Source organism: Duganella sp. sic0402 (genome assembly GCF_019219065.1).
Classification (GTDB): Bacteria; Pseudomonadota; Gammaproteobacteria; order Burkholderiales; family Burkholderiaceae_D; genus Rugamonas.
This window is the reverse complement of record NZ_JAHUWK010000004.1, coordinates 19,544-44,103: the sequence shown is the minus strand read 5'-3', so window position 1 is coordinate 44,103 and position 24,560 is coordinate 19,544. Positions and strand designations below refer to the sequence as shown.

Here is a 24,560-nt window from a genome sequence, read left to right as displayed (position 1 = left end):
TTTATCCTTGTATGTACGGTGACGCACGGAAGCAAGGGGTGTCCTCCAGGAAAATATCGACATTCGATAATAAAGGAACCCTCCATGGACACTCAAACCAACAAACCTGCCACCCATCCTGTCATGGTCATCGCCGCTGTCGCGGTGGTACTGTTCTGTGGCGTCGGCAGTGCCGCGATTCTCGGCTGGCTGCCGACCTCCAATGCGTCGGTGCCGGCGAAAGTCAGCGGCATGCAGGAGCAGCCGCAACAGCAACAGCAAATGGCTTATGCAGAAACCGCACCAGCGCCATCCGCGCCGGCGCCAGCCCTGTCCCAGGGCCAAGGTCAACTGCCGGAACAGGAAGCCCGCAATGCCGCATGCAGCAACTGCGGCGTGGTGGAATCGGTGCGCAAGATTGAGCATCGTCCGCAAGGCAGCGGCGTCGGAGCGGTCGGCGGCGCGGTACTGGGCGGCCTGCTGGGCAACCAGGTCGGTGGTGGTCACGGCCGCCAGCTGGCAACGGTAGCCGGCGCGGTCGGCGGCGCAGTGGCGGGCAACCAGATCGAAGGCAATATGAAAACCAGCTATAGCTGGGACGTCGTGGTACGCCTGGACAACGGCAAAAAGCGCACCATCCACTCATCGTCGGCGCCGCAGTGGCGCAATGGCGACTCGGTACGTATCGTCAACGGCCAGCTGCGCTCGCTGGACTAAGGCGCAAGGTACGGCAGCGTACAGAAAGAACAATAGTGCACGTTGATAATAGATCCAACACAACCCGAGGAGATCATCATGCTTTATACCATCGCTGTCGTTCTGCTGATTCTGTGGCTGCTGGGCCTGGTTACTTCGTACACCATTGGCGGCTTCATCCACATTCTGCTGGTCGTCGCCATCATCATGGTACTGCTGCGCCTGATTAGCGGTCGCGGCGTATAGTCACCTCAGCATCATCGTAAAACGGCGCCATGGGCGCCGTTTTCGTTTAAGCTACGCCTTTTTCAGGAGGACCAAGATGAAACGATTGCTGATGGCGCTGACCGTGCTGGCCGCCACCCAGGCCTCCGCCCAGACTGTCAAGCCTGGCCTGTGGGAATTGCATAACAAGATCAAAACCGGCAACGCGCAAACTGATCAGGCGATGAGCGCCGCAGTGGCGCAGCTGGCCATGCTGCCGCCGGAACAGCGCGCAAAGATGGAGGCGATGATGGCGCAGAATGGTGTCTCGATGCCCAAGGCCAGCAGCGATGGCAGCCTGGTGCTGACCGCCTGCGTCACGCCGGAAATGGCGGCGCGCAAGGAGCTGCCGCTGAATCAGAAGGGCAAGTGCGAATCCAGGCAAACGCCGGTGGCCGGCGGCCTGGACGTGTCGTTCAGCTGCACCGATCCGGCCTCCAGCGGCACCGGACAGATCCGCTTCCAGGGCGACAACGCCTACACGATGACGATGAACGTCGCCAATAACACCGGCACCGGGCCGCAGAACGCCACGGTGGAGTCGACCGGGCGCTGGCTCAGCGCCAGCTGCCCGGCCAAGCCGAAGTAATTACTGGCTGTCCGAGAACGCCATGTAGCGGTCGCGCGCCAGCGTGGCGATCGGGCCGACCGGCAAGGTGCGCGCTTCATAGCGCACGCATGGCGTGACCTTGCCGTAGTTACCGGTATTGAAGATTTCAATAGCGCTATCCAGCTCTTCCGGACGCACGCTGCGCTCTTCCACCTTGACGCCCTCTTGCGCCAGCAATGCAATCACACGGGCACGGGTGATGCCGGACAGGAAAGTACCATTCGGCACCGGCGTCACCACCTGCCCTTCCGGCGTGACGAAGAACAGATTGGCCGACGCGAACTCGGCCACATGGCCGGCGCTGTCGCATACCACCGCGTTGTCATAGCCGCGTTCCTTCGCTTCGCGCAGCGCCTTGCTGGTGTTGGCGTACAGCGAGGACGCCTTGGCGTCGGTCGGCGCCATCAGCGCGTCCGGACGGCGCAGCGTCGACAGGCAGGCCGAGAAGCCGGTGAACGGCGGCATCGGCGCATCGAACAAGGTCAGCGCGAAGGCGCTCTTTTCCGGCACAGGAATCAGCAGGCCGTCGGTGCCGAACACCAGCGGACGGATATACAGCTCGGCGTCGGCCGGGAACTTGGCCACGCCCTCACGCACCAGCTGCTCCATTTCATCCACGCTCAGCGGGCACACCAGGCCCAGCCGTTCGGCCGAGGTGATCACCCGTTGCAGGTGCGGGCGCAGGTCCGGCATATGGCCGCGCAGCGAGCGGGCGCCGTCGAACACCGACGAGCCCAGCCAGACGCTGTGATCCATGGCGCCGAACAGCGGCGCGTTGCCTTCGGCCCAATTGCCGTTGAAATAAGTGAGGTACATGCTACGTTCCTGGTCAACAAAAACCAGCAATGTAGCATGTTTGGCGGATGGCTTAAAAGGCGTGGCGGAAGCCGACGTTGATGGCGCGGTCGCCGCTGCCGCGGCTGGTGGCGTTGCCGGCGGTGTAGCCGGCGCCGTTGCGGTTCTGGATTTTGGAGAACGCTGCGTACACATCGGTGCGCCTGGAAAACGCATAGCTGGCGCCGATGGCAAGCTGGTTGGCGTCGCGGTCGGCCACGCCCCGGTCATCCTTGCGGATGTAGGAGGCCAGCAAGGTGGTCGCGCCGCCCATCGGCACCGCCACGCCGACCAGCACGTCGCGGCTGTTGGTGTACAGGTCGCGCTGCCCTACCGCGCCATACGGATTGGCCTCATTCCATTGCGAGCTGATGTCGCCCTTGCTGTGGCCATAGGCGGCGTAGCCGACAAAGCGCCCGAAGTCGTAATTGGCCGCCACCAGCGTGTTGCGCGCGGTGCGATCCAGTTCGGGCGAAGCACCGGTCGCATCCAGCGTATTTTCCTTGCGCTGGTGGCTGATGCGCAGATTGGCCTTGCTGCCTTCGTAGCCGATAGTGGCGCCGTAAGCGCGGTTGGCCTTACTATTAAACTGCGATTCGCCCAGGCTGTAGGTAGCGGAACCGATCAAGCCGCTGCGCGAGCGCGGCGATTTGTATTTGACCGTGTTGTCGTAGCGCTTGGCGCTGTAGCCGACCAGGTTGGCGGCGCTGCCGGCCATGCCGCCATGGAAGGGGTCGGCCACATCGGTCAGCGTTTCATAGACCAGGTTGTACTGGCGTCCCAGTGTGACCACGCCCAGCGGGCCGTCGATGCCGACATAGGCCTGGCGGTTGAACAGCTTGCCATTCTGCTCCTGCGCGCCGGTATCGCTGAGGAAGCCGGCTTCCAGCGCATACACCGCCGCCGAGCCGCCGCCCAGATCCTCGCGGCCGCGCACACCGAGGCGCGAGCCGCTGGCGACGCCGCTATCGAGCCGCGTCCTGGCGCACTCGCCTTCGCAGCCGCGCTCGGCAACCACGCCGGCGTCGATCACACCATACACTTCCGTCTGAGCCATCGAGGTCAGCGGCACCAGCATTGCTAACGTAATGAGAACGGGTTTCATGATCGTCTGAAAAAATGGGTGGTTGGTGAGGACTTGTCGCCAGTGTAGTCGCGGTTCGCCCGGCCTTCTGTGCGCGTGCCCACGCACTTATTACTTTCACCGAGGAAACGTATGTACGCCAACGTACATACTTGGAGGATGCCAGCGGTTATACTGCGTTTTTGTTTTACGAGGCTTATTCCATGCTCGACATCCTGGAACGCATCAACGCAGACAGCAGCGACATCAGTCTGATGGTCGACCTGTTCGACACCTTGCGTCCCAAACGCGCGACCGACGGCGCGCGCGCCACCGCCAATGTGCGGACCTTGTGCCAGCTATTGAAGGGCAACCCGGTCCAGGCCAACGCGCTGCGCAACTACGCGCGCAACATCATCGCTTCGCGCCGCCACTCCAGCCTTTACACCGAGATCGGTGTGCTGTCGAGCGACGGCTTTTTCAGCGAGCTGCGCACCCGCATCGCCTACCGCATCCTGCCGCCCGCGCTGGGCAATGACTACCTGAGCGAAGCGCTGGACCAGATCGTCTACAAACGCACCGACTATCTCTGGATGGCGGCCGTGCCGATCGACGACTGGCTATGCCTGTTCGATGTGGTGCTGCAATCGGAACAGCGCGCCACGGTTCAGCGCGCCGGGCGGCCCTACCTCGGCAATCTGATGCTGCCCGGCTTGCTGGAAGCGATCCGCACGCTGTCCTACCGCGTCTGCGCGATCGGCCTGGAGCCGCGCCTGACCAACTTCCACACCGAGATGGAGACCTATGAGTCGCCGTTCATGGTGCAGAACTTTGAAGTCAACGCCTACCTCGACGCCTACCAGCGCCAGCTGGCCGGCGAAGCAGTCGATATCGACGACGCCCGCCACCTGCTGGTAATGCTCGACCAGTGCGACGGCGTGATCGCCAAGATACGCAAGAAGGCGCTGAGCCAGGGCACCAGCATCGCCCTGACCTACCTGCTGGTGTCGCTGACGCAAAGCCTGGACCGCATGCGCAAGCTGCTATTCCTGGTCGACGTGCACCATCCCGGCGAAGAAAAAGACCAGGGCCGCCGCGCCGCCGCGATCGCGCTGGCGCTGGAGCTGATCACCGCGCACAACAACAAATACATGGTCAGCGACCTGCTGCGCGACAATATCAACCTGCTGGCGCGCAATGTCACCGAAAACGCCAGCCACACCGGCGAGCATTACGTGGCCAACACGCGCCGCGAGCTGGGCGCGATGTTCCTGTCGGCCTCCGGCGCCGGGCTGATCATCGGCTTCATGGCGCTGTTCAAGATCCTGATGTCCTACCTGCACGCCGCACCGCTGGTGGAAGCCTTCCTGTTCAGCATGAATTATTCGCTGGGCTTCGTCTTCATCCACCTGCTGCACTTCACCGTGGCGACCAAGCAGCCGGCCATGACCGCCTCGCGCATCGCCTCCGGCCTGCATTCCAGGGATGGCCGGAATATCGACATCGACAGCATGGCCGAGCTGTGCAACAAGGTGCTGCGCACGCAGGTGATGGCGGTGCTGGGCAACCTGGCCGTGTGTATTCCAACCGCCTGGCTGATCGCCATGTCCTGGCCTTACCTGACCGGCCACCACCTGGTATCGCCGGACAAGGCCATGCACCTGCTGACGGACATCGACCCTATCCACGGGCCGGCGCTGATCTATGCGGCGATTGCCGGCGTCTGCCTGTTCGTCGCCGGCCTGATTTCCGGCTACTACGACAACAAGGCGCTGTACACCCGCTGGGCGCAGCGTATCGCGCAGCTGCGTGGCCTGCGCTGGCTGCTGGGCCAGGAGCGCCTGAGCCGCCTGGGCGTCTACCTGGAAAACAATCTGGGCGGTCTGATGGGTAATTTCTTCTTCGGCATCCTGCTGGGCGCGATGCCGTTCATCGGCTTTGTGCTGGGCATCCCACTGGATATCCGCCATGTGACGTTCTCGTCCGCCAACTTTGCGACAGCAATTGTCGGACTTGATCACAATGTCAGCTGGGAACTGGTTGTGACCTCGGTAGCAGGTTTCCTTTCCATAGGGATAGTCAACCTGTGGGTCAGCTTCGGCCTGGCTTTGTGGGTGGCGCTGCGTTCGCGGCAGGTACGCTTCAAGCAGGGCTGGCAGTTGCTGAAAGCGCTGGGCCGCCGCTTCCGCACAGCGCCGATCGCCTTCCTGTTCGGTTCAACAATAGACAACAACCTCATTGAAAAGGTCGACAGATGAAACTCTTGCGTATGCGTTACTGGCTTTCCGCCGGCCTGATGTGCCTGGCTTCGCTGAGCGCATGCGCATCGCTGCCGAATGTCACGGCGCTGGGCGACAAGCTGGAACCGGCCACCGCCACCGCGCCCACCGTCAAAGGCAAGAATGGCGAGCTGAGCGACGCGCGCGCCAAGGCGCTGCTGTCCAAGCGCTGGACCAAGGGCACGCTGGACTTGCAAACCCAGGCGTCGCTGGAAGAAGCGGCCACCGGCGTGCCGCTGATCGCCGGCAATAAAACCACGCTGCTGTTCGACGGCCCGCAGACCCTGACGGAAATGCTGAAGGCCATCCAGGGCGCGCGCAACAACATCAACTTTGAAACCTATATCTTCGACCAGGACGAGCTGGGCATGAAGTTCGCCGACGCGCTGATTGAAAAGCAGCGGCAAGGCGTGACGGTGAATATCATCTACGACAGCGTCGGCACCATCGGCGTGAAAGCGGAATTCTTCCAGCGCATGCGCGACGCCGGCATCCGCCTGATCGAATTCAATCCGGTGAATCCGGCCAAGCTCAGCGGTGATAGCTGGAAGCTCAACAACCGCGACCACCGCAAAGTGCTGATTGTCGATGGCAAGACCGCCTTCACCGGCGGCATCAACATCAGCTCGACCTACGCCAAGAGTTCGCTATTCCGCTCCGCCTCCAAGCCGACCAGCAAAGACGATGTCGGCTGGCGCGACACCCATATCAAGATCGAAGGCCCGGCGGTGCAAGCCTTCCAGTGGCTCTTCATCCGCCAGTGGACCAAGGCCGACAAGGACGACCTGCGCGAAGCCGACTACTTCCCGACGCCGGTCATCGCTGGCGACAAAGTGGTGCGCGTGCTGGGCAGCGAGCCGGACGGCCACTTTGAAATCTACAAAGCCTACGCCCTGGCCTTGCAGGAAGCCAAAAAATCGATCCACCTGACCTCTGCCTACTTCGTACCGGACCGTCAGACCGTGGATGCGCTGAAAGCTGCCGCCAGGCGCGGCGTCGACGTCAAAATCGTCGTGCCGGGCGTGTCCGATGTCGGCCTGGTGGTCTACGCCGGCCACGCCTTCTATGACGAGCTGCTGGAAGCCGGCGTCAAGATCTACCAGCTCAAGCTGGCCGTACTGCACGCCAAAACCGCCGTGATTGACGGCCGCTGGTCAACAGTCGGCTCGACCAATATCGACATGCGCAGCTTCCTGCACAACAGCGAAATCAACGTCATCGTCATGGGCGACGCTTTCGGCAACGAAATGGAAAAAGCCTTCCAGGAAGACCTGCGCGACTCCAACCAAGTCACGCTGGAAACCTGGCGCAAGCGCCCGCTGGCCAACCGCATGAAAGAATGGGCCGCCCGCTTCATGAACTACTGGTTGTAAATCCGGGGATTAGGCTTCGGCGGCGAGGGCCCAGACGTCGCCGCTGCGGCGGAAGTATTCGGTGTGGGAGAGTTCGAAGCTGCCGGTGCCTTCTACCCAGCTGTAGCGGTCGACCTGGATGTCGTCGGGATCGATGCGCAACACGTTGAAGGAATTGGATTCGCCACGCCCGCGCGTCGAGGTGGCCGTGCCGGCCTGCACCACCAGCGCCGCGTAGCCGGCGATTTTGTAGCGGCCGGCACTGTTGCCGGCATGGCTGGAATGCAGGTGTCCTGCCAGCAGCAGGTCGACGCCGCATTCGGAAAACGCCTGCATCGCCATCGGCGCACGGTCGACCAGGTCGTCCTTGTCGAAATTCTCCGGCAGGTCGAACGGATGGTGGGTGACGATGATGCGCGTATGCGCCGGCCCCACCGCCTGCATGCGCTGTTTCATCTGCGCCAGCTGCTCCTTGTTGACCCGGCCATCCTTGAAGGTCAGCGAACGCGCGGTGTTGATGCCGAGCACGGCAATCTCTTCGTCCACATATTCGGGCGCCAGATCCAGCGTCACATAGCGCGTGTATTTGCGCAGCGGCGTCAGGAAGCGGCTGGCGACGTTGTACAGCGGGATGTCGTGATTGCCCGGCACCACAATCTGCGGCCCCGGCAAGCTGTCCAGCCAGGCGCGCGCGGCCTTGAATTCCTCGCTCTTGGCGCGCTGGGTCAGGTCGCCGGACACCACCACCACATCCGGCGCTAGCTTGGTCACCAGCTGTTGCAAGGGTTGCAGCAAGTCCTGGTCGACGCGGCCAAAATGCAGATCAGATAAATGGACGATGGTGCGCATGCTTCCCTCCTATGCCGCCGGCGCGATCACGTTCAGCGCCGCCGCCCTGGAGCGATAGCATAGCGGTGGCTTCATCAGCGTCACCTCGCCATCGGTGGCGACGCGGATGTGATGATGGCGCGTGTCGATCTCCAGCGCCGAGGCAGACAACACGTCGAAGTCGCGCGCCTCGCGCAGCTTGCCGAACAAGGCATGCAGCGCGTAGCGCAGCAGTCCCAGCCGGGTCGGTTTCTGCGCCACGTACAGGCACAGCTTGCCGCTGTCGAGCCGTTCGCGTCCGCCCAGTGTCAGGCCTTGCAGGTATTCGTTATTGCCGATGAAGACAAACGGCGTGCGCCGCAGATGTTCTTCGCCATTGATCTTGAGCCGCACGCTGAGAAATGGAAAGCGCCGCAGCGCCGCAAACAGCGCGCGCCCGAATGCCGGCCACTTGCTGCGTCCCAGATGGCGTTGCTGCTGCTCGCGGTCGCGCACGATGTCCGGGTAAATGCCGAGGCTGGAGTTATTCAGGAAGATGCGGCCATTCACCTCGCCCACATCCACCTGGCGCGCCACGCCGCGCACCACATTGGCCACGGCATCGTCCAGCTCCAGCGGAATCTTTAGATCCTTGGCGAAGTGGTTCAGCGTGCCCAGCGGAAGCACACCCAGCCGCGATGCGGTGCCGGCCAGCACCGAGGCCACCGCGTTGATAGTGCCGTCGCCACCGCCCGCCACCACCACCGGCGCCCCCTCGGCCACAGCGCGTTCGGCGCGGGCGATCATCTCGTCGCCGCTTTTCGCCAGCGTGATATCGGCCTCGGCGCCGTGGGCGCGAAATTTTTCCTGCAGCGCGGCAGTCCACCCGCCACAGTAGCCCAGTCCCGCACTCGCATTGACGATGACGACGATTTTATCCATAGGTTTCAAATGGTTTTACCCTCGCGCCGGCGGCGCAAGGTGGAAACAGCGGTAATGCAGACCGCCAGCCAGGCCACACTCTCCGCCATCGCGGCCAGCACATCGCTGACATAATGCGCGCCCAGGTAGACCCGGCTGAATGCCACCAACAATACCATCGACAGGCATAAGGCCACCGTTGCCACACGCACACTCCACGCAGGCCGGGCAATCACCAGATAGCTTAGCAGCAGCCCATAGAAGCAGGTGGCGGCGGTGGTATGCCCGCTCGGGAAGCTATAGGTCGCCAAGCTCACCAGCGGTTCCTCAAACACCGGCCGCGCGCGCTGGAAGTAGAACTTGAGCGCCACATTCAGCACCATACCGCCGGGTACGGCGAACGCCAGCGCCAGCAGCCAGTAGCGCGCGCCCTGCTTCCACAGATACCAGGCCAGCAGGCCGAACAGCACCACCATGCCGGCCACCGAATGCACATGCGAGACCAGATACATCAGGCTGGTCAGTGGCTCGAAGGCGTGCGCGTTGAACCAATGCGCCACCTGCACGTCCAGCACGGTGATCGCCTCCTGCCCCATGACTGCCTCGGCCAGTTCATGAAACACCATGCCGGACACCAGCAACAGCGCCATCCCCATGGTCAAATGCAAACCGAATTCACCGCCTGGAGACAGTCTTGCCTCAACGAAACTGAGCAATTTACTAAAAATTTGGTCCTCCTCGCTTGACCACCGATTAAGTTGGCCTAAAAAACACAAAACAACGAATTTACTGTTTATTTACACAGTACCTGTTTATTCATACAGTAGTTATGCTATTCTGAACTCCTCGTTAAACACATCCAAACAAAGGAATTGTCATGAGCACTCTGAACAGCAGCTATGGTTCCCGCTTCGGTCTCGAATACCTGCCGACCTCTTTCATGGTCCGCATGGGCAAACGCGAAATGATGGTGTGCCGTGACTTCCGCAAGCGCTTCTATGCGGTCAACCCGATCATGGAATGCGACACCGGCGTGCAAGCTGGCCACCTGGAGGTGCTGCTGTTCCGCCGCTGGCTGCTGATCCTGTCGAAATCGAAAGCGCATTAATGGTTGCCGGTGCCAGTTGCCCTACCCATGCACATGACAGGCCGGCCAACGCCGCGACCTCGCTTGCGCTCCTCACCTGGGTTTGGCAACTGGCGAGCCGACATCCTCACGATGCGTCTGCGCTTCATGCCACAGGGTTACAAACAGAACCATCACCACCGGACCGATAAACAGTCCCACCAGGCCCAGGGTCTCTACCCCGCCTAGTATGCCGAACAATACGGCCAGGAAGGGCAAGCGCGTAGCGTTGCCGATGATGCCAGGCCGTACAAAGTGATCCGCGATAAACAGCACCAGCGTGCCCCAGGCGATGACGCCTATCGCTGCCGGTACGGCGCCGCCAACAGCCAATACACCGGCCGCGCTGACAAACGCCAGCGGCGCGCCAAAAGGAATGATGGCCAGGATGCCGGTGGCGGCTGCCCATAGCACGGCAGATTTCAAGCCGGCAAGCCAGTACGCTACGCCGATCAGCACGCCTTCCGCCAGGCCCACCAGCACCAGGCCATTGACGGTGGCGCGGATCGCGGTTGGTATTTTTTCCGAATAGCGCGCCCAGCGCAGCGCACTGAACCAGCGGCTGCCGATATTGGTGATCTGGCGATTCAGCGCCTCGCCATCTTTGTAGAAGAAAAACAGGCACAGGAAGGCCAGGCCAAAATCCACCAGCCGGTGCATCAGGCCGACGCCTACCAGCTTGACGATATCGCTGGCGGAGTGAAAGCCGTTGATCTGGCGGTCAGACAGCAAATGCGCCAGCCCATGCGGCTGGCTCAACGTCGCCTGCCACCATTCCGCCAGCGCATAGCCGATCACCGGCAGGTGCGCAACAAAGTCCGGCACGGCGATGCCGTCGGTATTGGCGCTGACGATGTAATTGGCCAGTTCGGGCGCTTGCCGCATGGCTTGGGTCACGCCCAGCAGCGCCGGCACGATGAACACCGCCGCCACCAGCAAGGTCAGCAGGGCGGCCGCGATGATGTCGCTACCGATGCGCGCGCGCAGCCGCAGATACAGCGGCCAGCTGGCCACGCACAAAATGCCCGCCCAAATCAGCGGCAGGAAGAAACGCTGCATGACGAAAGCGGCAAGCGCAATCAGCGTCAGCGAAAAGCCGGCGCTGAGCAGGTCGCGCTGGGTTTCGGTCATTGCTCTCTCCCGAGTATTCTTATGAGCGCTATGTTAAGCGGATTTTGTTGCGGCGCAACTGTGCGCACCAGCGATTTCAGCCGCCCTTAAGCCTTTTCGCACTGCGCGCGCAGGAAGTCGCGCAGTTGCAGCACCGTCGGCGTGATCTGCGCACGGTGCATGCACAGCATATTCAGCGGCGTCGGCTCGCCCAGCACGTCGGGCAGCAGCACTTGCAGACGGCCGGCGCGGATGTCGGCACTCAGGTCCAGCCGCGATTTGTAGGCGATGCCGGCACCCGCCACCGCCCAGCGCCGCACCACGTCGGCATCGTCCACGCTGCGGTTGCCGTTGACATGCACCGTCTCCGGCTCGGTCTGCGCGTCGCGGTAAAAGCTCCAGCGGTCGTGGATGACATCGTCCAGCATGAAGCGCAGGCAGTTGTGGCGCGCCAGTTCATCCAGCGAGTTCAGCTTGCCGTGCTGTTTGATGTAGTCCGGCGACGCCACCAGCACGCGGCGGTTTTCCGGCGCCAGCGGCAAGGCGATCAGGCTGGAATCCTCCTGTGCGCCGTAGCGGATGGCGATATCCACCGGCTGCCGGTACATATCCGACACCCGGTCGCTGATGCTCAGTTGCAGCGATACCTTGGGATACAGCGCCTGAAACGCATCCAGCCAGCCGACCACCATATTCCGCCCAAGGTCGGAAGGCATGGAAATTTTCAGCGTGCCGCCGAGGATTTCCTGCCCCTGGATCAAGGCGTCATGCCCCTCCTTCAGCAGCCGCAAGGCTTCGCGCGCATGCCGCAGATAATGCTCGCCCTCCTCGGTCAGCCGTAGCGAACGGGTGGTGCGTGCGAACAGGCGCAGCTTCAGCTCGCCCTCAAGACGCTTGACGGCGGCGCTGGCCAGCGCCGGCGAAATCTCCAGCTCGCGCGCGGCAGCCGACAAGCTGCCCCGGTCGGCAGTGCGGACAAACACGGTCAAATCATCTAGCCTGAGCAATTTTCGTCATTTCCTTGAAAGTGTTTCAGCGCAGCGCCTCTTTTTCATCGCCACGAAATAAATGATGATACTCCCATCACAACACTTCGGAGAACTTTCAATGAAAGCCATAGCCTACCGCCATTCCTTGCCCATCGAAAACGCGGACTCCCTGATTGATATCGAACTGCCAGCGCCACACGCCAGCGGCCGCGACCTGCTGGTCGAAGTACGCGCGATTTCGGTCAACCCGGTCGATACCAAGATCCGCCGCAATGTGGCGCCGGCCGAAGGCCAGGCCAAGGTGATCGGCTGGGACGCCGCCGGTGTAGTCAAAGCGGTTGGCCCGGAGGTCAGCCTGTTCAAAGTCGGTGATGAAGTCTGGTACGCCGGCGACCTGACCCGCGCCGGTACTAACAGCGAGCTGCATCTGGTGGACGAGCGCATCGTCGGCCACAAGCCGAAGAATATCGATTTCGCCCAGGCCGCCGCGCTGCCGCTGACCACCATCACCGCCTGGGAGCTACTGTTCGACCGTCTGCAGGTGAGCCGCGACGCCGGCGCCACGCAAGGCAAGTCGCTGCTGGTGATCGGCGCGGCGGGCGGCGTCGGCTCCATTCTGGTACAGCTGGCGCGCCAGCTGACCGGCCTGACCATCATCGGCACCGCCTCGCGCCCGGAAACGGGCGAGTGGATCAAGCAGCTGGGCGCCCATCATGTGATCGACCACAGCAAGCCGCTGCACGAGGAAATCGCCCGCCTGGGCTTGCCGCCAGTGACCTATGTGGCCGCGCTGAACCAGACCGATCACCACTGGGCCGCGATCAGCGAACTGGTCGCGCCGCAAGGCAAGGTGGCGCTGATCGACGATCCGGACGCCCTCGACGTGCGTACACTGAAGCGCAAGAGCGTGTCGCTGCACTGGGAGTTCATGTACACCCGCTCGATGTTCCAGACCGCCGATATGCAGCAACAGCACCAGCTGCTCAACGATGTGGCCACGCTGGTGGAAACCGGCGCGGTGAAAACCACACTGGCCGAACGCTTTGGCAAGATCAACGCGGAAAACCTCAAGCGCGCGCACGCACTGATCGAGAGCAACCGCGCCAAAGGCAAGATTGTGCTGGAAGGCTTTTAAGCCCGTGCCGCCTGCGCCGAGGCTGCGTCCGCTTCGGCCTGCAAGCGCGCCAGCACCGCATTGTCATGGCGGGTCAACGCCTCCTGCATGCGGCTGGCCGACGCGCAGGACGCGTCCAGTATCGCCAGAAACGCCGCCTGGCGCCGCTTCAGCCCGGCCGAATGGTAGCCCAGCTGCTCGAACATGCGGCCGATGTCTTCGCCGTAGGAGCGCAAGTCCATCATGGTGGTCTTGGTGAATTCGATATCGGTACGCATGCTGTGGTCCAGGTCCAGCATTTCCAGTTTTTCCTGCGCCACCGGCGAGACTGCGCGGACCGCCGGCCCCCAGCGGTCGAATTTACCGGCGATGCGGGTAATGCGTGCGATCTTTTCATCCAGCATGCGGCAGTAATACCAGCCCAGGCAACACACCGGCAGGCGCGCCATCCAGCGCGGCAGCCCGGCCGAAGACAGCGTACGTTCGAGTTTTTGGACAGCATCGACCAGGCGGCGCGCGCTGACTCTGGTGGAAAGATGGGACATGATGGCAGCTCCTCTAATGGTCCAGAGAGCTACAGTAGACGCCACATCAAACCAGAGTTTGATGTGGCTTAAACTCAACGCAAATTTACAGCGAAGTTTTGCGCAGCATGGCTTTTATGCCACGTAGCCCTTGGCGGATACGGGCTTCGTTCTCAATCAGCGCGAAGCGCACGTACTCGTCGCCGTATTCTCCGAAGCCGATGCCGGGGGAGACGCAAACCTTGGCCTCGGCCAGCAGCAGCTTGGCGAATTCCAGCGACCCCAGATGGCGATACGCTTCCGGGATGCGCGCCCAGATGTACATCGAGGCTTTCGGCTTGTCCACCGGCCAGCCAGCTTCCACCAGGCCTTTGTGCAGCACATCGCGGCGGCTCTGGTACTGTGCGCAGATCTCGCTGACGCATTCCTGATCGCCTTCCAGCGCGGCAATCGCCGCCACCTGCACCGGCGTGAAGCTGCCGTAATCGTGGTAGCTCTTGATGCGCGCCAGCGCCGCCACCAGTTCCTTGTTGCCGACCATGAAGCCGACCCGCCAGCCAGCCATGTTGTAGCTCTTGGAGAGCGTAAAGAACTCCACCGCCACCTCGCGCGCGCCCGGCACCTGCATGATGGACGGCGCTTTCCAGCCGTCGAACACGATGTCGGCGTAGGCCAGATCATGCACCACCAGAATGTTGTGCTGTTTGGCCAGCGCCACCACCCGTTCAAAGAATTCCAGCTCCACGCACTGCGCGGTCGGATTCGACGGGAAGCCGAGTATCATCATCTTCGGCTTCGGATAGCTTTCGCGCACCGCGCGTTCCAGTTCGTCGAAGAAATCGACACCGGGCGTCATGCGCACCGAGCGGATATTCGCGCCGGCGATCACCGCGCCCCAGATGTGGATCGGGTAGCTGGGATTCGGCACCAGCACCGTGTCGCCCTGGTCCAGCGTGGCCAGCATCAGGTGCGCCAGACCTTCCTTGGAGCCGATGGTGACGATGGCTTCCGAATCCGGATCGAACTCCACGTCATAGCGCGTCTTGTACCAGCGCGAGATGGCGCGGCGCAGGCGCGGAATGCCTTTCGAGGCCGAATAACCATGGGTGTCAGGGCGTTGTACCGTGTCAACCAGCTTGCTCACGATATGCGGCGGCGTGGCGCCGTCCGGATTGCCCATCGACATATCGATGATGTCTTCGCCGCGACGGCGTGCCGCCAGCTTGAGCTCGGCGGTGACATTGAAAACGTAGGGAGGCAGGCGATCGATACGCGCAAAGCTGCGCGGATTTTGGGTGTCAGTCATGGGTTGTCTCACGTAAGCGCCCGGAACCGTCCGAGCGACGTCGATGCAGATGCATCGGGATCGATACTAGACGATCCCATCCATGTCTGGCAAGTGCTTCAGGCGGTGGCTTGTTTTTCCTGCTCGCTGAACCACTCGAAGATGATCAGGCAGATGATCGATGCGATCGGCATGAAGCACGCCGATACCACCACCCATAGCACGGGCGAACGGTCCAGCCGCTGCGCGGCAATGCCGACAAATACCAGGTGCAGCACGTAGCACACGGTGATGCCGATACCGGCGGCAATCATCAACAGCACCGATTTCGTGGTGTGATGCACCAGTGGCGGCAGGAACGAGGCGACACACGCTATCCACAACACCAGCGTAACAGCAGCGGCGGCAATCGGTTGTTGAGCACGGGCGACTTGCATGGCATCTCCTCAAAAGAAGAAGCTATGCTGCCACGAACTGCTTACAAAATCAACAAGCAGCCTCCCGCGGCGGCTACTAGCGCAGCGAAGTCAGCGCCGACGCCATGACAATGGCGGCAATGGCCAGCCACTGGGTCAGCGTCAGGTGCTCGCCCAGCACCACCATGCCGGCCAGCGCGCTCAGCGCCGGCGCCGCGCTGCTGAACATGCTGAAAGTGCGCGACGACAGCGTGCGCATCGAGATCATCTCCAGCGTGTATGGCAGCGCGCTGGACATCACCGCGATGGTCGCACCGGCCAGCAGGAAGGCCGGTGTCAGCAAAGCCTCACCCGAGTGCGCCACGCCGATCGGCACGATGAACAGCGACGCCGCCAGCATGCCCCAGGCAACCGACTGGCCACCCGACATGGAAGAAATCCGCTTGCCATAAACAATGTACAAGGCCCAGCACACCGCAGCGCCCGCCGCATAGGCCACGCCGACTGGATCAAGCTGGTCCACATGGCCGTGGATCGGCAACAGGAAATACAGCCCCGCCACCGCCAGACAGACCGCCACGAAGTCGCGCGGACGATGCGAGGACAGCACCGCCACCGTCAGCGGCCCAGCCACCTCAATCGCCACCGCCACTCCCATCGGAATGCGCGCAAACGCGCGGTAGATCAGCAGATTCATCAGCCCGATCACCGAACCATAAATGGCTACGTTGACGGCCTGCTTCCAGGTCAGCGGCGTGCGCCACGGGCGAAACATCGCCAGCATGATCAGCGCCGAAATACCGACCCGGTAGGCGGTCACGCCTTCCACACCAATCTTCGGGAACAGGTGCTTGGCAAACGCTGCGCCGGCGTTCAGCGACAGCTGGCTGCACAGCAACGCCAGGCCGGCGAGCAGCGGACTCCCGGCCAGGCGTTTTGCCTCGTCGCCCATGCTATTTCGCCGACAGTTCGAGCTTGACCGCGACCGGCTTGCCGCCCGCGCTGTCGGTGGCAGCTGGCGCACCTGCCGTCGCCACGCCACCAGCTTCCTTCAGCGCACCGACCACTGCGGCGGCACGCCGCGCCCCCAGCTGTGGCAAGGCGTCTTTCGGCAGCGCCTGATTTTGCTCCAGGCGCGCCTGCAGCTTGCCGTAGAACGCGCTTGCATCGGCCACTTGCGGCTCGCCCTGCACCATATTGCCCAGGCGTTGCAGTACCGGCACTTTCTTCGCGCTATCGTTGGCGACTGCGGCGGCGACAAGCGCTTCTGCGGCTTTCTTTTCCTTGTCCAGCTCGGGCGCGCCAAAGCGCTCGGCGTACAGATCGCGGATCGCGCCACGCACCTTGCGCTGGCCGATATCCAATGGCCCCGGCTGTTCATTGGCAGCCAGCTTGACGCCTGCCCGCTCCAGCACAGCGCGGCGCAAGGCTTGCGTGCGTAGCGCGGCGCCGTCGCTAATTTCGCTGTACAGGCCAGGCACCGCCAGCTTCAATTCAGGCTTCTTGGCCAGGATGTGCGCCACCTGCTTCAGCTTCTCGCGTTCCGGCGGCAGCACCACCTCGCTGCCCGCTTCAAACTCGACCGCCTCCAGCTTCTCCCCGCTGAAGCCGAAGATGCTGCCCAGCGCGCGGAATGGCGAGGTCACAATCTTGGTCACGATATTGCCCAGCGCTTTCCACACCACCGCGCCATAGCTGAAACTCGGATCGTTCATATTGCCCGATACCGGTATGCCCAGATCGATGCGGCCGTTGCTGTCCTTGAGGATGGCCAGCGCCAGTTCCAGCGGCAGCTTGAGCGCTTCCGGACTGTCGATGCGCTCGCCCAGCGTCAGTTTGTCCAGAATGACCTGGTTGTTGCCCTCCAGCTGGCCGTGGCGCACCTTGTATTGCAAGTCCAGCGAGATCTTGCCCTGCGCGATTTTGTAGCCGGCGAACTTCATGCTGTACGGCGAGGCAGCCACCATGTCGACGTTCTTGAACACCACGTTCATATCGGTGTTGTCGGCCGGCACAAAGGGATTCAGCTGGCCGCGCACACGCGCCAGTCCGTAGTCGTCCACCCGGCCGTCCAGCTCGATCTGGCTGCGCGCATCGCGGCGCGACGACAGGCCGTTGATGACGCCATTCAGCTCGTAAATCTTGGCGCCGAATTGCGGGCGCAAGCTGAGGTCCGTGAAGTCCAGCTTGGCATCCTGCAAGCGCACACGGCGCACACGGACCGGGAACGGCTCCGCCGCCGCATCCGCCGGTGCCGAGGCTGCAGGACCTGGCGGGGCCACTACGGCTGCCGTGGCTGGTGCGGCCGGCGGCGTCACCAGCAGGCGCTGCGCGTTGAAGCTGCGGTCGTCTTCGATGATCAGGATCGCGCTCGGCTCGATGACGCGCAGTTCGGCCACGTCCAGCAGATTCGGCTTCAGGCTCAGTGTCAGCTTGTCCGCGCGCACGCTGGTCCAGTGGGCGAAACGGTCGTTATCCAGCTCGTTCAGCGACAGCTCGGCCACCTCAAACGAGCCGTTGTAATGCAGCGCCGGATCGTTTTTGCCGATGCCCGCGCCGGTGCGCAGCCAGCCTTGCGCATTGATCACGCCATCGGCGATCTTCAGCTTCACATATTGGCTCAGCAGCGGCTGTACCGGCGCCAGCGCCAGCTTGGTCAGCTTCAGTTCGGTATTGACCGCGCCGCTGGCGGGCACCACCTTGCCCTTGGCCAGCAACTGCCCGCCCTCTTTCAAGCTGACGCCCCCCTCAAACGCCAGCGGCTTGCTCAGGTCAGTGCTAGCGTCGCGCAATTTCAGATTGAAGTCTTGCAGATTGACTTTGACGCCGCTGCCAGCATCATCGACACGCGCAGCAAATTTATTCAACTCAACAGCTTTGACCTCGGCAGTCCAAGCCGGCCCGGCTGATTCGCTGGGCTTGGCAGGCGCGCTGGCAGGCTTCGGCAACACGTTCATGAACAGGAACTGCCCCTTGGCGTCACGCGACAGATCCAGCTGGCCGCCGTTGGCGTACAGCCGTCCGGCGCTGAGCTTGTGCGCATCCAGATCCAGCGCGGCGTCTTCGAAACCAATGCGCGAGAGTTTGAACGGTGCTTGCGTGCCGCTATTCAGCAGCAGGTTATCCATAGAGAAGTCCGCGCCGGCAATATCCAGCCTCGCGCCCTCCATGTGCAAGCCGAGTTTCAGGTGAGCGTTAGTCGCGCTGACCTTCAGCGCCGGGCTGACGGTCTGATCGAAATAATTGACGGCCACGCCATCCAGGCCGATCTGCTTGAATTGCAGCTTCCAGCTGCCGCCCTTTGCCGGCGCGGCCGAGGTGGCTGGCGTCGGCCGCGCCGGCAGCAGCAGGTTCGCCACATCCAGCTCGCCGCGCGCGTCGCGCCGTACAGTCAGCGCACCGCCGTTCAGACGCAGCGCGCCAACCTGCACCGACTGCTTCAGCAAGTCCACGCCGATATCATTCACCGACAGCTGCTTCATCTTCACAAACGGCGCATCGGCGCCGCGCTGCAGCGACAAATCGATCAGGCTCAGGCCTGCGCCATTCAGGCTCGCATCCAGCTTGCCGTCGTGATAGCCGAATTTGTACGGCAGCTGCGCTGACAACTTGCCATCCGCCACCACCACCCGCGAAAATGACTTCAGATAAGCCGCCACGCCCGGCAGCGCGACATTTTCCAGCGTCAGCAAACCGCTGCCGCTGATCGGATTGACCGCCGCCACGCCTTTCCAGCGCAGCTTGCCGCCCTGCCCCGCATCAGCGCTCAGCGTGTAATCGCCGTTCTCATCCGGCAGCGTGCTCAGCTTGTTCAGCGAAAAGGTGATCGGGGCAAAAGTATCGTCATAGCCGGCATGCTTGTCGTGCATGGCGATCTGCCCGCCCTCCAGTGCGAAATGCTCAATCACCAGCCGTGGCAGGCCGGAATCCGGCTCATCCTTCTTTTTATGCTTGTCGATGGTGCTCAGCAGCTCGGCGATATTGAACTTGCCATCCTTGGCAATCGCCAGTTGCAGCGCCGGCTCGTTGACGCGGATCTCGGCAAAACTCCAGGCACGGCGGAACAGCGATCGCCATTGCATCTGCACCGCCAGTCCGCCAACGGCGAACAGCGGCGCGCCATCGGCTTCCGTCAGGCGCACATCCTGCGCTTCCAGGCGAAGGGTAAAGGGATTAAAACTCAGCTGGCCAATGCTGGCCTTGCGCTCCAGTTCCGTCTCCGCGTACTTGGGGAGCTGGCTTTTGATGATGCCGGGCACTAGCCAGAAACCGGCCGCCGCATACACACCAAGCGCGCTGGCCGCGCCGATTGCCCATCGCTTCCATCGTATCGTCATACTTAACAACCTTTGCTTTTTTTATGCTACAGGCAACAGTATAATCGAAGCATGACTGCGCAACTTGAACCCTTTCACGCCATTGCCATCAGCAAGCAGGCCCACGCCCTGAAAGCCGAGGGCCGCTCGATCACTCATATGGAATTTGGCCAGCCATCCACTGGCGCGCCAGCAGCTGCCATCGCCAAGGCGCATGCAGTGCTGGACGAAGAAGCCATGGGCTACTGGGAGAGCGCGCCGCTGAAACAGCGGCTCGCGCAGTTTTACCAGCAGCGCTATGGCGTCGACGTGGACGCAAGCCAGTTCATCCTGACCTGCGGCGCCTCGCCGGCCTTGGTGCTGGCGCTGAGTTCGATGTTCTCGCCGGGCGACCGGATTGCCATGGCGCGTCCGGGCTATGTGGCTTATCGCAACACGCTGAAAGCGCTGCACATGGAACCGGTGGAGATCGCCTGCGGCGCCGAGGTCGGCTTCCAGCTGACCGCAGCCGCGCTGGCCGCCATTGCGCCCGCGCCTAAAGCCGTCATCATCGCCAGCCCGGCCAATCCGACCGGCACGCTGATTAAAGCCGACGAACTGCGCGCCATTGCCGAGGTCTGCCGCGCGCGCGGCATCCGCATCATCTCCGACGAGATCTACCACGGGCTCAGCTACGTCGAACCGGCGCAAACCATCCTCGCCTACGAACCGCAGGCACTGGTGGTCAGCAGCTTCTCCAAATATTTCAGCATGGCAGGATGGCGGCTCGGCTGGCTGCTGGCGCCGCCGGAGCACGTCGAGCGCGCGCAAGCCTATTGCGGCAACCTGTTTCTGACCGCGCCATCGCTGAGCCAGCACGCCGGCCTGGCCGCGTTCGATGCGCTGGATGAGCTGGACGGCCATCTCCAGGTCTACCGCGAGAACCGCCGCCTGCTGCTGGCCGCCCTGCCCGGCCTGGGCCTGACCACGGTCGCGCCGCCGGACGGCGCCTTCTACATCTACGCCAGCATCGCCCACCTGACCGACGACAGCCTGGCCTTCTGCCAGCGCCTGCTGCAAGACACCGGCATCGCCACCGCGCCCGGCATCGACTTCGACCCGGTCGATGGCAAGCACTTCATCCGTTTCAGCTTTGCCGTGTCCACGGCGGAGATCGAACAAGCCATCCGCCGCATGCTGCCCTGGTTTGCGGCCCAACCCAGAAAGGACTGAACCATGCGCCTCTCCTCCCTGCCCCGCTGCGCTGCACTGATTGCCGCTGTGATGCTTGGAGGATGCGCCAGTCCGCCGCCGTCGCATCAGGCGCTGGATGTTGAAATCCAGCGCCTGATGAGCGCCGCAAAAGTCCCCGGCCTGTCGCTGGCCCTGATCGAAAACGGCCAGGTCAGCTACTCCCGCGCCTACGGCTACGCCAATGTCGAAAAACAGCAGCCACTGCGCACCGACAACATCATGTACAGTGCCTCGCTCACCAAGGCGGTGTTCGCCTACACGGTGATGCAGCTGGTGGACGAAGGCCTGCTGGATCTCGACGCACCACTGCCCACACTGCTAAAAAAACCGCTCCCCGACTACCCCGCCTATGCTGACCTGAAAGACGACGCCCGCTGGCGCCAGCTGACGCCGCGCATGCTGCTGTCGCACACCAGCGGCCTGCTCAACTGGCGCTACATCAACGACAACAACAAGCTGGATTTCAAATATCCGCCCGGCGTGCGCTATGTGTACTCCGGCGAAGGCCTGAACCTGTTGCAGATGGTGCTGGAAGAGCGCACCGGCATTCCGCTTCAGACGATGATGCAGCAGCGCGTGTTCGACCGCTTCAACATGAAAGACACCAGCATGGCCTGGCGCAAGGAATGGGAAGGCCGCGAAGTCACGCACTACGCCAAGGACGGCACCGCCATCGTCCACAAGCGCCGTGGCAGCGCACGCGCGGCCGGCTCGATGGACACCACCATCGGCGATTACGCCAACTTCCTGGCCGGCGTGCTGCGCGGCGAAGGCTTGTCGGCCAAGGCATACAAGGAGATGCTATCGCCGCAGTTGCCGATTGTTTCGGTGCAGCAGTTCCCCTCGCACTGGCCTGGCGATACGGACTTATGGCGCGGCATCGGCCTGTCGATCGGCCTCGGCTGGCCACTGTACAACTCGCCGCTGGGACCGGCCTTCTTCAAGGAAGGCAACGACGACGGCACGCAGAACTTCGCGCTCGGCTTCCTGACGTCGCGCAACGGCATCGTCCTGCTGAGCAATACGTCCACGGCGCAGGGCATGTATCTCCCCGCCGTGGAATATGTCTACGGCAAAACCTGCCTGCCGTGGTTCTGGATGAATTACATCCCATACGACAGGCCGGAACTGATGGGTTTGCAAGCGCGCGAGCGGCCAGTGGTGAGCGCCGGTTGCGGCGGCTGAGCTACTGTTCGGTCATGCCCCGCAAGTTTTCAATATCGGCCACCGCGTGCCGCCAGGCGATTTCCGGATCGTAGACCGGGGCCGATTGCAGCCCCAGCTGTATATCCTTGAGCACTTTGTTGCCCAAGGATATTTTGTAGCGCAGCGCCGTGTATTCCACGTCGTAAGTCTGTTTCAAACCCTGCTTGCGGGTGTAGGTATCATGAGAGGCAGGCATGTCATCCTCCTTTATTCAGAACGTTCCACCAGCATAGCACCAACTCAAACCTCCGGCATTTTTGCCAGCAGTTTATCGAGCGTGATCGGATAGTCGCGCACCCGCACGCCGGTAGCGTTGTAGATGGCGTTCGCCACGGCCGCGCCGACGCCGCAGATCCCCAGCTCGCCCACACCCTTGGCTTTCATCGGCGAAGACACCGGGTCAGTTTCATCCAGGAAAATTACTTCCTGATGCGGAATGTCGGCGTGCACCGGCACCTCGTAGCTGGCCAGATCGTGGTTGACGAAGTAGCCGAGGCGCTGGTCAACCACCAGGTCTTCCATCAGCGCCGCCCCCACGCCCATCGTCATCGCGCCGATGACCTGGCTGCGTGCCGCCTTGGGATTGAGGATGCGGCCGGCCGCGCACACCGCCAGCATGCGCCGCACGCGCGTCTCGCCGGTATAGGCGTCCACACCCACTTCGACAAAATGCGCGCCAAAGGTGGATTGCTGGAATTTCTTGTCCAGGTCGCCGTATTCCATCGTGTCCTCGCACACCAGTTCGCCTTGTTCGGCGGCGTGCGTCAGCGGCAGCGAGCGGCCATCGGCACGCACCGCGCCGGCGACAAATTCGGCCTTGGCCGGATCGAGGCCCAGCTTTTGCGCGGCCAGTTCGCGCAGCTTGACGCAAGCAGCGTACACGCCGGCGGTCGAGCTGTTGCCGCCCCACTGGCCGCCCGAACCGGCGGATACCGGAAAGTCCGAATCGCCCAGCTTGACCACCACCTGCTTCAGCGGCACGCCCATCATCTCGGCGGCGGTCTGCGCGATGATGGTGTAGCTGCCGGTGCCGATATCGGTCATATCGGTTTCCACGGTGACGATGCCCTGCGCATTGAGCCGCACCCGCGCGCCGGATTTCTGCACCAGGTTGTTGCGGAAGGCCGACGCCACGCCGATGCCGATCAGCCAGCGGCCGTCACGCGTCTTGCCCGGCTGCGGATTGCGCTTGTCCCAGCCGAAGCGCTGCGCGCCGGTGCGCAGGCAATCGACAAAGCGGCGCGTCGAAAACTTGCGCTCGCGCTTGGCCGGATCGACCGTGGTGTCGTTGATGATGCGGAAGGTGATCGGGTCCATCTTCAGCTTTTCCGCCATCTCGTCGATGGCGATTTCCAGCGCCATCAGGCCTGGCGCTTCGCCCGGCGCGCGCATCGCATTGCCTTCCGGTAGATCCAGTACCGCCAGCCGCAGCTTGGTCATCCGGTTCGGGCCGGCATACAGCAACTGCGTCTGCTGCACCGCTGTTTCCGGCTTGCCGTCCGGCAGATCACCAGACCAGCTTTCATGCCCGATCGCACTGATCTTGCCTTCGCGGGTGGCGCCGATGCGGATGCGCTGCATGGTCGCCGGACGGTGGGTGGTGTTGTTGATCATCAGCGGGCGTTGCAGCGCAACCTTGACCGGCCGTCCCACCGCCTTGGCGCCCAGCGCGGCCAGCACCGATTCGGCGCGCAGAAACAGCTTGCCGCCGAAGCCGCCGCCGATATACGGCGATACCAGCCGCACGTTTTCCTTGGGGATGCCCAGCGTTTTCGCCAGGTCGCCGCGGCCCCAGGCGATCATCTGGTTGGAGGTCCACAGCGTCAGCTTGTCGCCCTGCCAGTTGGCGATAGACGCGTGCGGCTCCATCATCGCATGCGACTGGTCCGGGGTGCTATAGGCCGCGTCCAGCTTGACCGGCGCCGCATTGAACGCGCCGTTGAAGTCGCCGAGCTTGTGGTCCTTGGCATCCTTGTCGCCCGGCTCTTTCGCCTTGTCCTTGACCTTGGCCAGGTCGTAAGCGCCGGCCTGCTTGCTGTACTGCGCATGGAGCAGCTGCGCGGCGGCGCGCGCCTGCTCAAAAGTTTCCGCCACCACCAGCGCAATCGCCTGGTGGTAGTGCTGGATTTCCGGCCCACCCAACAGCTTGGCGGTGTTGAAGTTACCCTTGCTCAGCTTGCCAGCGTTGTCCGCCGTGATCACCGCCAGCACGCCCGGCGCGCGCTGTGCGTCAGCCACATCGAGCGAAGTGACGCGGCCTTTGGCGATACCGGCGCCCACCACATAGCCATAAGCTACCCGCTCGGGCTGGTGCTCGTAGGCGTACGGCGCGGTGCCGGTGGTTTTGAAGGGGCCGTCAATGCGGTCAGTGGCGCGGCCGATGACTTTCAGCTGATCGATCGGATTGGTGGTGGCGGGAGTCGTAAATTTCATGGG

Annotated in this window: 23 protein-coding genes; 9 read left to right on the top strand and 14 right to left on the bottom strand. The window is 62.7% G+C overall.

Annotated features, from left to right (window positions below; genetic code table 11):
- The first annotated feature begins 84 nt into the window (after nucleotides 1–84).
- The 3 genes from KW842_RS11975 (at nucleotide 85) to KW842_RS11965 (ending at nucleotide 1,528) form a co-directional block, all read left to right on the top strand.
- Nucleotides 85–696 (top strand): glycine zipper 2TM domain-containing protein, encoded by a 612-nt coding sequence (locus tag KW842_RS11975; protein WP_218304335.1) that lies wholly within the window; start codon nucleotides 85–87, stop codon nucleotides 694–696.
- Between the two features lie 78 nt (nucleotides 697–774).
- Nucleotides 775–921, top strand: a complete 147-nt coding sequence (locus KW842_RS11970) for a lmo0937 family membrane protein (protein WP_008446864.1) — start codon at nucleotides 775–777, stop codon at nucleotides 919–921.
- A gap of 76 nt (nucleotides 922–997) precedes the next feature.
- Nucleotides 998–1,528, top strand: coding sequence for a DUF3617 domain-containing protein (locus tag KW842_RS11965; RefSeq protein WP_218304334.1), 531 nt, complete (start codon nucleotides 998–1,000; stop codon nucleotides 1,526–1,528).
- Here the strand turns inward: KW842_RS11965 and KW842_RS11960 are convergent, their stop codons facing one another.
- Together KW842_RS11960 and KW842_RS11955 are read right to left on the bottom strand one after the other, a co-directional pair.
- Nucleotides 1,529–2,365 (bottom strand): branched-chain amino acid aminotransferase, encoded by an 837-nt coding sequence (locus KW842_RS11960; protein ID WP_218304333.1) that lies wholly within the window; start codon nucleotides 2,363–2,365, stop codon nucleotides 1,529–1,531. It lies immediately after the preceding gene.
- A gap of 52 nt (nucleotides 2,366–2,417) precedes the next feature.
- Nucleotides 2,418–3,488, bottom strand: coding sequence for a porin (locus tag KW842_RS11955; RefSeq protein WP_218304332.1), 1,071 nt, complete (start codon nucleotides 3,486–3,488; stop codon nucleotides 2,418–2,420).
- Nucleotides 3,489–3,670: 182 nt separating this feature from the next.
- Between KW842_RS11955 and KW842_RS11950 the strand changes: the two genes are divergently transcribed.
- Both KW842_RS11950 and cls read left to right on the top strand, forming a co-directional pair.
- Nucleotides 3,671–5,704, top strand: coding sequence for a site-specific recombinase (locus tag KW842_RS11950; protein ID WP_218304331.1), 2,034 nt, complete (start codon nucleotides 3,671–3,673; stop codon nucleotides 5,702–5,704).
- Nucleotides 5,701–7,098, top strand: coding sequence for a cardiolipin synthase (gene cls / locus KW842_RS11945; protein ID WP_218304330.1), 1,398 nt, complete (start codon nucleotides 5,701–5,703; stop codon nucleotides 7,096–7,098). The genes KW842_RS11950 and cls overlap by 4 nt, the downstream gene beginning before the upstream one ends.
- Before the next feature lie 9 nt (nucleotides 7,099–7,107).
- Here the strand turns inward: cls and KW842_RS11940 are convergent, their stop codons facing one another.
- From KW842_RS11940 to KW842_RS11930, 3 genes are read right to left on the bottom strand one after another with little or no spacing between them, the layout of a single operon-like run.
- Nucleotides 7,108–7,926, bottom strand: a complete 819-nt coding sequence (locus KW842_RS11940; protein ID WP_218304329.1) for a metallophosphoesterase — start codon at nucleotides 7,924–7,926, stop codon at nucleotides 7,108–7,110.
- A gap of 9 nt (nucleotides 7,927–7,935) precedes the next feature.
- A complete protein-coding gene (locus KW842_RS11935; protein WP_218304328.1) occupies nucleotides 7,936–8,826 on the bottom strand; it encodes a diacylglycerol kinase family protein in 891 nt (296 codons plus the stop codon).
- 5 nt (nucleotides 8,827–8,831) lie between these two features.
- A complete protein-coding gene (locus tag KW842_RS11930; protein WP_218304327.1) occupies nucleotides 8,832–9,461 on the bottom strand; it encodes a phosphatase PAP2 family protein in 630 nt (209 codons plus the stop codon).
- Between the two features lie 221 nt (nucleotides 9,462–9,682).
- Here KW842_RS11930 and KW842_RS11925 point away from each other — a divergent pair, with 221 nt between their 5' ends.
- The gene (locus tag KW842_RS11925; RefSeq protein ID WP_090192292.1) at nucleotides 9,683–9,913 is read left to right on the top strand and encodes a hypothetical protein; all 231 of its coding nucleotides are present in this window, start codon (nucleotides 9,683–9,685) and stop codon (nucleotides 9,911–9,913) included.
- Nucleotides 9,914–9,985: 72 nt separating this feature from the next.
- Here KW842_RS11925 and KW842_RS11920 read toward each other — a convergent pair whose 3' ends face one another.
- Together KW842_RS11920 and KW842_RS11915 are read right to left on the bottom strand one after the other, a co-directional pair.
- Entirely contained in the window at nucleotides 9,986–11,062 is a 1,077-nt protein-coding gene (locus KW842_RS11920; protein ID WP_218304326.1) for an AI-2E family transporter, read from the bottom strand.
- Nucleotides 11,063–11,148: 86 nt separating this feature from the next.
- Entirely contained in the window at nucleotides 11,149–12,048 is a 900-nt protein-coding gene (locus KW842_RS11915) for a LysR family transcriptional regulator (protein ID WP_218304325.1), read from the bottom strand.
- Nucleotides 12,049–12,148: 100 nt separating this feature from the next.
- On the opposite strand from KW842_RS11915, the gene KW842_RS11910 reads away from it, so the two are divergent.
- A complete protein-coding gene (locus tag KW842_RS11910; RefSeq protein WP_218304324.1) occupies nucleotides 12,149–13,165 on the top strand; it encodes a zinc-binding alcohol dehydrogenase family protein in 1,017 nt (338 codons plus the stop codon).
- Here KW842_RS11910 and KW842_RS11905 read toward each other — a convergent pair.
- From KW842_RS11905 to KW842_RS11885, 5 genes are all read right to left on the bottom strand, one after another.
- Nucleotides 13,162–13,689, bottom strand: coding sequence for a hypothetical protein (locus KW842_RS11905; RefSeq protein ID WP_218304323.1), 528 nt, complete (start codon nucleotides 13,687–13,689; stop codon nucleotides 13,162–13,164). The genes KW842_RS11910 and KW842_RS11905 overlap by 4 nt on opposite strands.
- An 85-nt stretch (nucleotides 13,690–13,774) precedes the next feature.
- A complete protein-coding gene (gene alaC / locus KW842_RS11900; protein ID WP_218304322.1) occupies nucleotides 13,775–14,974 on the bottom strand; it encodes an alanine transaminase in 1,200 nt (399 codons plus the stop codon).
- Between the two features lie 98 nt (nucleotides 14,975–15,072).
- A complete protein-coding gene (locus KW842_RS11895; protein WP_218304321.1) occupies nucleotides 15,073–15,390 on the bottom strand; it encodes a hypothetical protein in 318 nt (105 codons plus the stop codon).
- 76 nt (nucleotides 15,391–15,466) lie between these two features.
- Entirely contained in the window at nucleotides 15,467–16,321 is an 855-nt protein-coding gene (locus KW842_RS11890) for a DMT family transporter (RefSeq protein ID WP_218304320.1), read from the bottom strand.
- Nucleotide 16,322: 1 nt separating this feature from the next.
- Nucleotides 16,323–19,706, bottom strand: a complete 3,384-nt coding sequence (locus KW842_RS11885; protein ID WP_218304319.1) for a DUF748 domain-containing protein — start codon at nucleotides 19,704–19,706, stop codon at nucleotides 16,323–16,325.
- A 51-nt stretch (nucleotides 19,707–19,757) separates the two neighbouring features.
- Here KW842_RS11885 and KW842_RS11880 point away from each other — a divergent pair, with 51 nt between their 5' ends.
- On the top strand, nucleotides 19,758–20,897 hold the full coding sequence (locus KW842_RS11880; RefSeq protein ID WP_218304318.1) for an aminotransferase class I/II-fold pyridoxal phosphate-dependent enzyme: 1,140 nt from the start codon (nucleotides 19,758–19,760) through the stop codon (nucleotides 20,895–20,897).
- 3 nt (nucleotides 20,898–20,900) lie between these two features.
- Nucleotides 20,901–22,103, top strand: coding sequence for a serine hydrolase (locus KW842_RS11875; RefSeq protein ID WP_218304317.1), 1,203 nt, complete (start codon nucleotides 20,901–20,903; stop codon nucleotides 22,101–22,103).
- A gap of 1 nt (nucleotide 22,104) precedes the next feature.
- Here KW842_RS11875 and KW842_RS11870 read toward each other — a convergent pair whose 3' ends face one another.
- On the bottom strand, nucleotides 22,105–22,320 hold the full coding sequence (locus tag KW842_RS11870; RefSeq protein WP_218304316.1) for a hypothetical protein: 216 nt from the start codon (nucleotides 22,318–22,320) through the stop codon (nucleotides 22,105–22,107).
- A 44-nt stretch (nucleotides 22,321–22,364) separates the two neighbouring features.
- Nucleotides 22,365–24,557 carry an aldehyde oxidoreductase molybdenum-binding subunit PaoC gene (gene paoC / locus KW842_RS11865; protein ID WP_218304315.1) on the bottom strand — a complete coding sequence of 731 codons (2,193 nt, stop codon included), beginning with the start codon at nucleotides 24,555–24,557 and terminating at the stop codon, nucleotides 22,365–22,367.
- Nucleotides 24,558–24,560 lie beyond the last annotated feature (3 nt).

Coding starts and splice junctions, on each gene's coding strand:
- KW842_RS11910 (WP_218304324.1), top strand. CDS start 12,149: ATGAAAGCCATAGCCTACCGCCATTCCTTGCCCATCGAAAACGCGGAC.
- KW842_RS11925 (WP_090192292.1), top strand. CDS start 9,683: ATGAGCACTCTGAACAGCAGCTATGGTTCCCGCTTCGGTCTCGAATAC.
- KW842_RS11930 (WP_218304327.1), bottom strand. CDS start 9,461: ATGGGGATGGCGCTGTTGCTGGTGTCCGGCATGGTGTTTCATGAACTG.
- KW842_RS11940 (WP_218304329.1), bottom strand. CDS start 7,926: ATGCGCACCATCGTCCATTTATCTGATCTGCATTTTGGCCGCGTCGAC.
- KW842_RS11970 (WP_008446864.1), top strand. CDS start 775: ATGCTTTATACCATCGCTGTCGTTCTGCTGATTCTGTGGCTGCTGGGC.
- alaC (WP_218304322.1), bottom strand. CDS start 14,974: ATGACTGACACCCAAAATCCGCGCAGCTTTGCGCGTATCGATCGCCTG.
- KW842_RS11920 (WP_218304326.1), bottom strand. CDS start 11,062: ATGACCGAAACCCAGCGCGACCTGCTCAGCGCCGGCTTTTCGCTGACG.
- paoC (WP_218304315.1), bottom strand. CDS start 24,557: ATGAAATTTACGACTCCCGCCACCACCAATCCGATCGATCAGCTGAAA.
- KW842_RS11895 (WP_218304321.1), bottom strand. CDS start 15,390: ATGCAAGTCGCCCGTGCTCAACAACCGATTGCCGCCGCTGCTGTTACG.
- KW842_RS11965 (WP_218304334.1), top strand. CDS start 998: ATGAAACGATTGCTGATGGCGCTGACCGTGCTGGCCGCCACCCAGGCC.
- KW842_RS11955 (WP_218304332.1), bottom strand. CDS start 3,488: ATGAAACCCGTTCTCATTACGTTAGCAATGCTGGTGCCGCTGACCTCG.
- KW842_RS11950 (WP_218304331.1), top strand. CDS start 3,671: ATGCTCGACATCCTGGAACGCATCAACGCAGACAGCAGCGACATCAGT.
- KW842_RS11875 (WP_218304317.1), top strand. CDS start 20,901: ATGCGCCTCTCCTCCCTGCCCCGCTGCGCTGCACTGATTGCCGCTGTG.
- KW842_RS11975 (WP_218304335.1), top strand. CDS start 85: ATGGACACTCAAACCAACAAACCTGCCACCCATCCTGTCATGGTCATC.
- KW842_RS11935 (WP_218304328.1), bottom strand. CDS start 8,826: ATGGATAAAATCGTCGTCATCGTCAATGCGAGTGCGGGACTGGGCTAC.
- KW842_RS11890 (WP_218304320.1), bottom strand. CDS start 16,321: ATGGGCGACGAGGCAAAACGCCTGGCCGGGAGTCCGCTGCTCGCCGGC.
- KW842_RS11885 (WP_218304319.1), bottom strand. CDS start 19,706: ATGACGATACGATGGAAGCGATGGGCAATCGGCGCGGCCAGCGCGCTT.
- KW842_RS11880 (WP_218304318.1), top strand. CDS start 19,758: ATGACTGCGCAACTTGAACCCTTTCACGCCATTGCCATCAGCAAGCAG.
- KW842_RS11905 (WP_218304323.1), bottom strand. CDS start 13,689: ATGTCCCATCTTTCCACCAGAGTCAGCGCGCGCCGCCTGGTCGATGCT.
- KW842_RS11960 (WP_218304333.1), bottom strand. CDS start 2,365: ATGTACCTCACTTATTTCAACGGCAATTGGGCCGAAGGCAACGCGCCG.
- cls (WP_218304330.1), top strand. CDS start 5,701: ATGAAACTCTTGCGTATGCGTTACTGGCTTTCCGCCGGCCTGATGTGC.
- KW842_RS11870 (WP_218304316.1), bottom strand. CDS start 22,320: ATGCCTGCCTCTCATGATACCTACACCCGCAAGCAGGGTTTGAAACAG.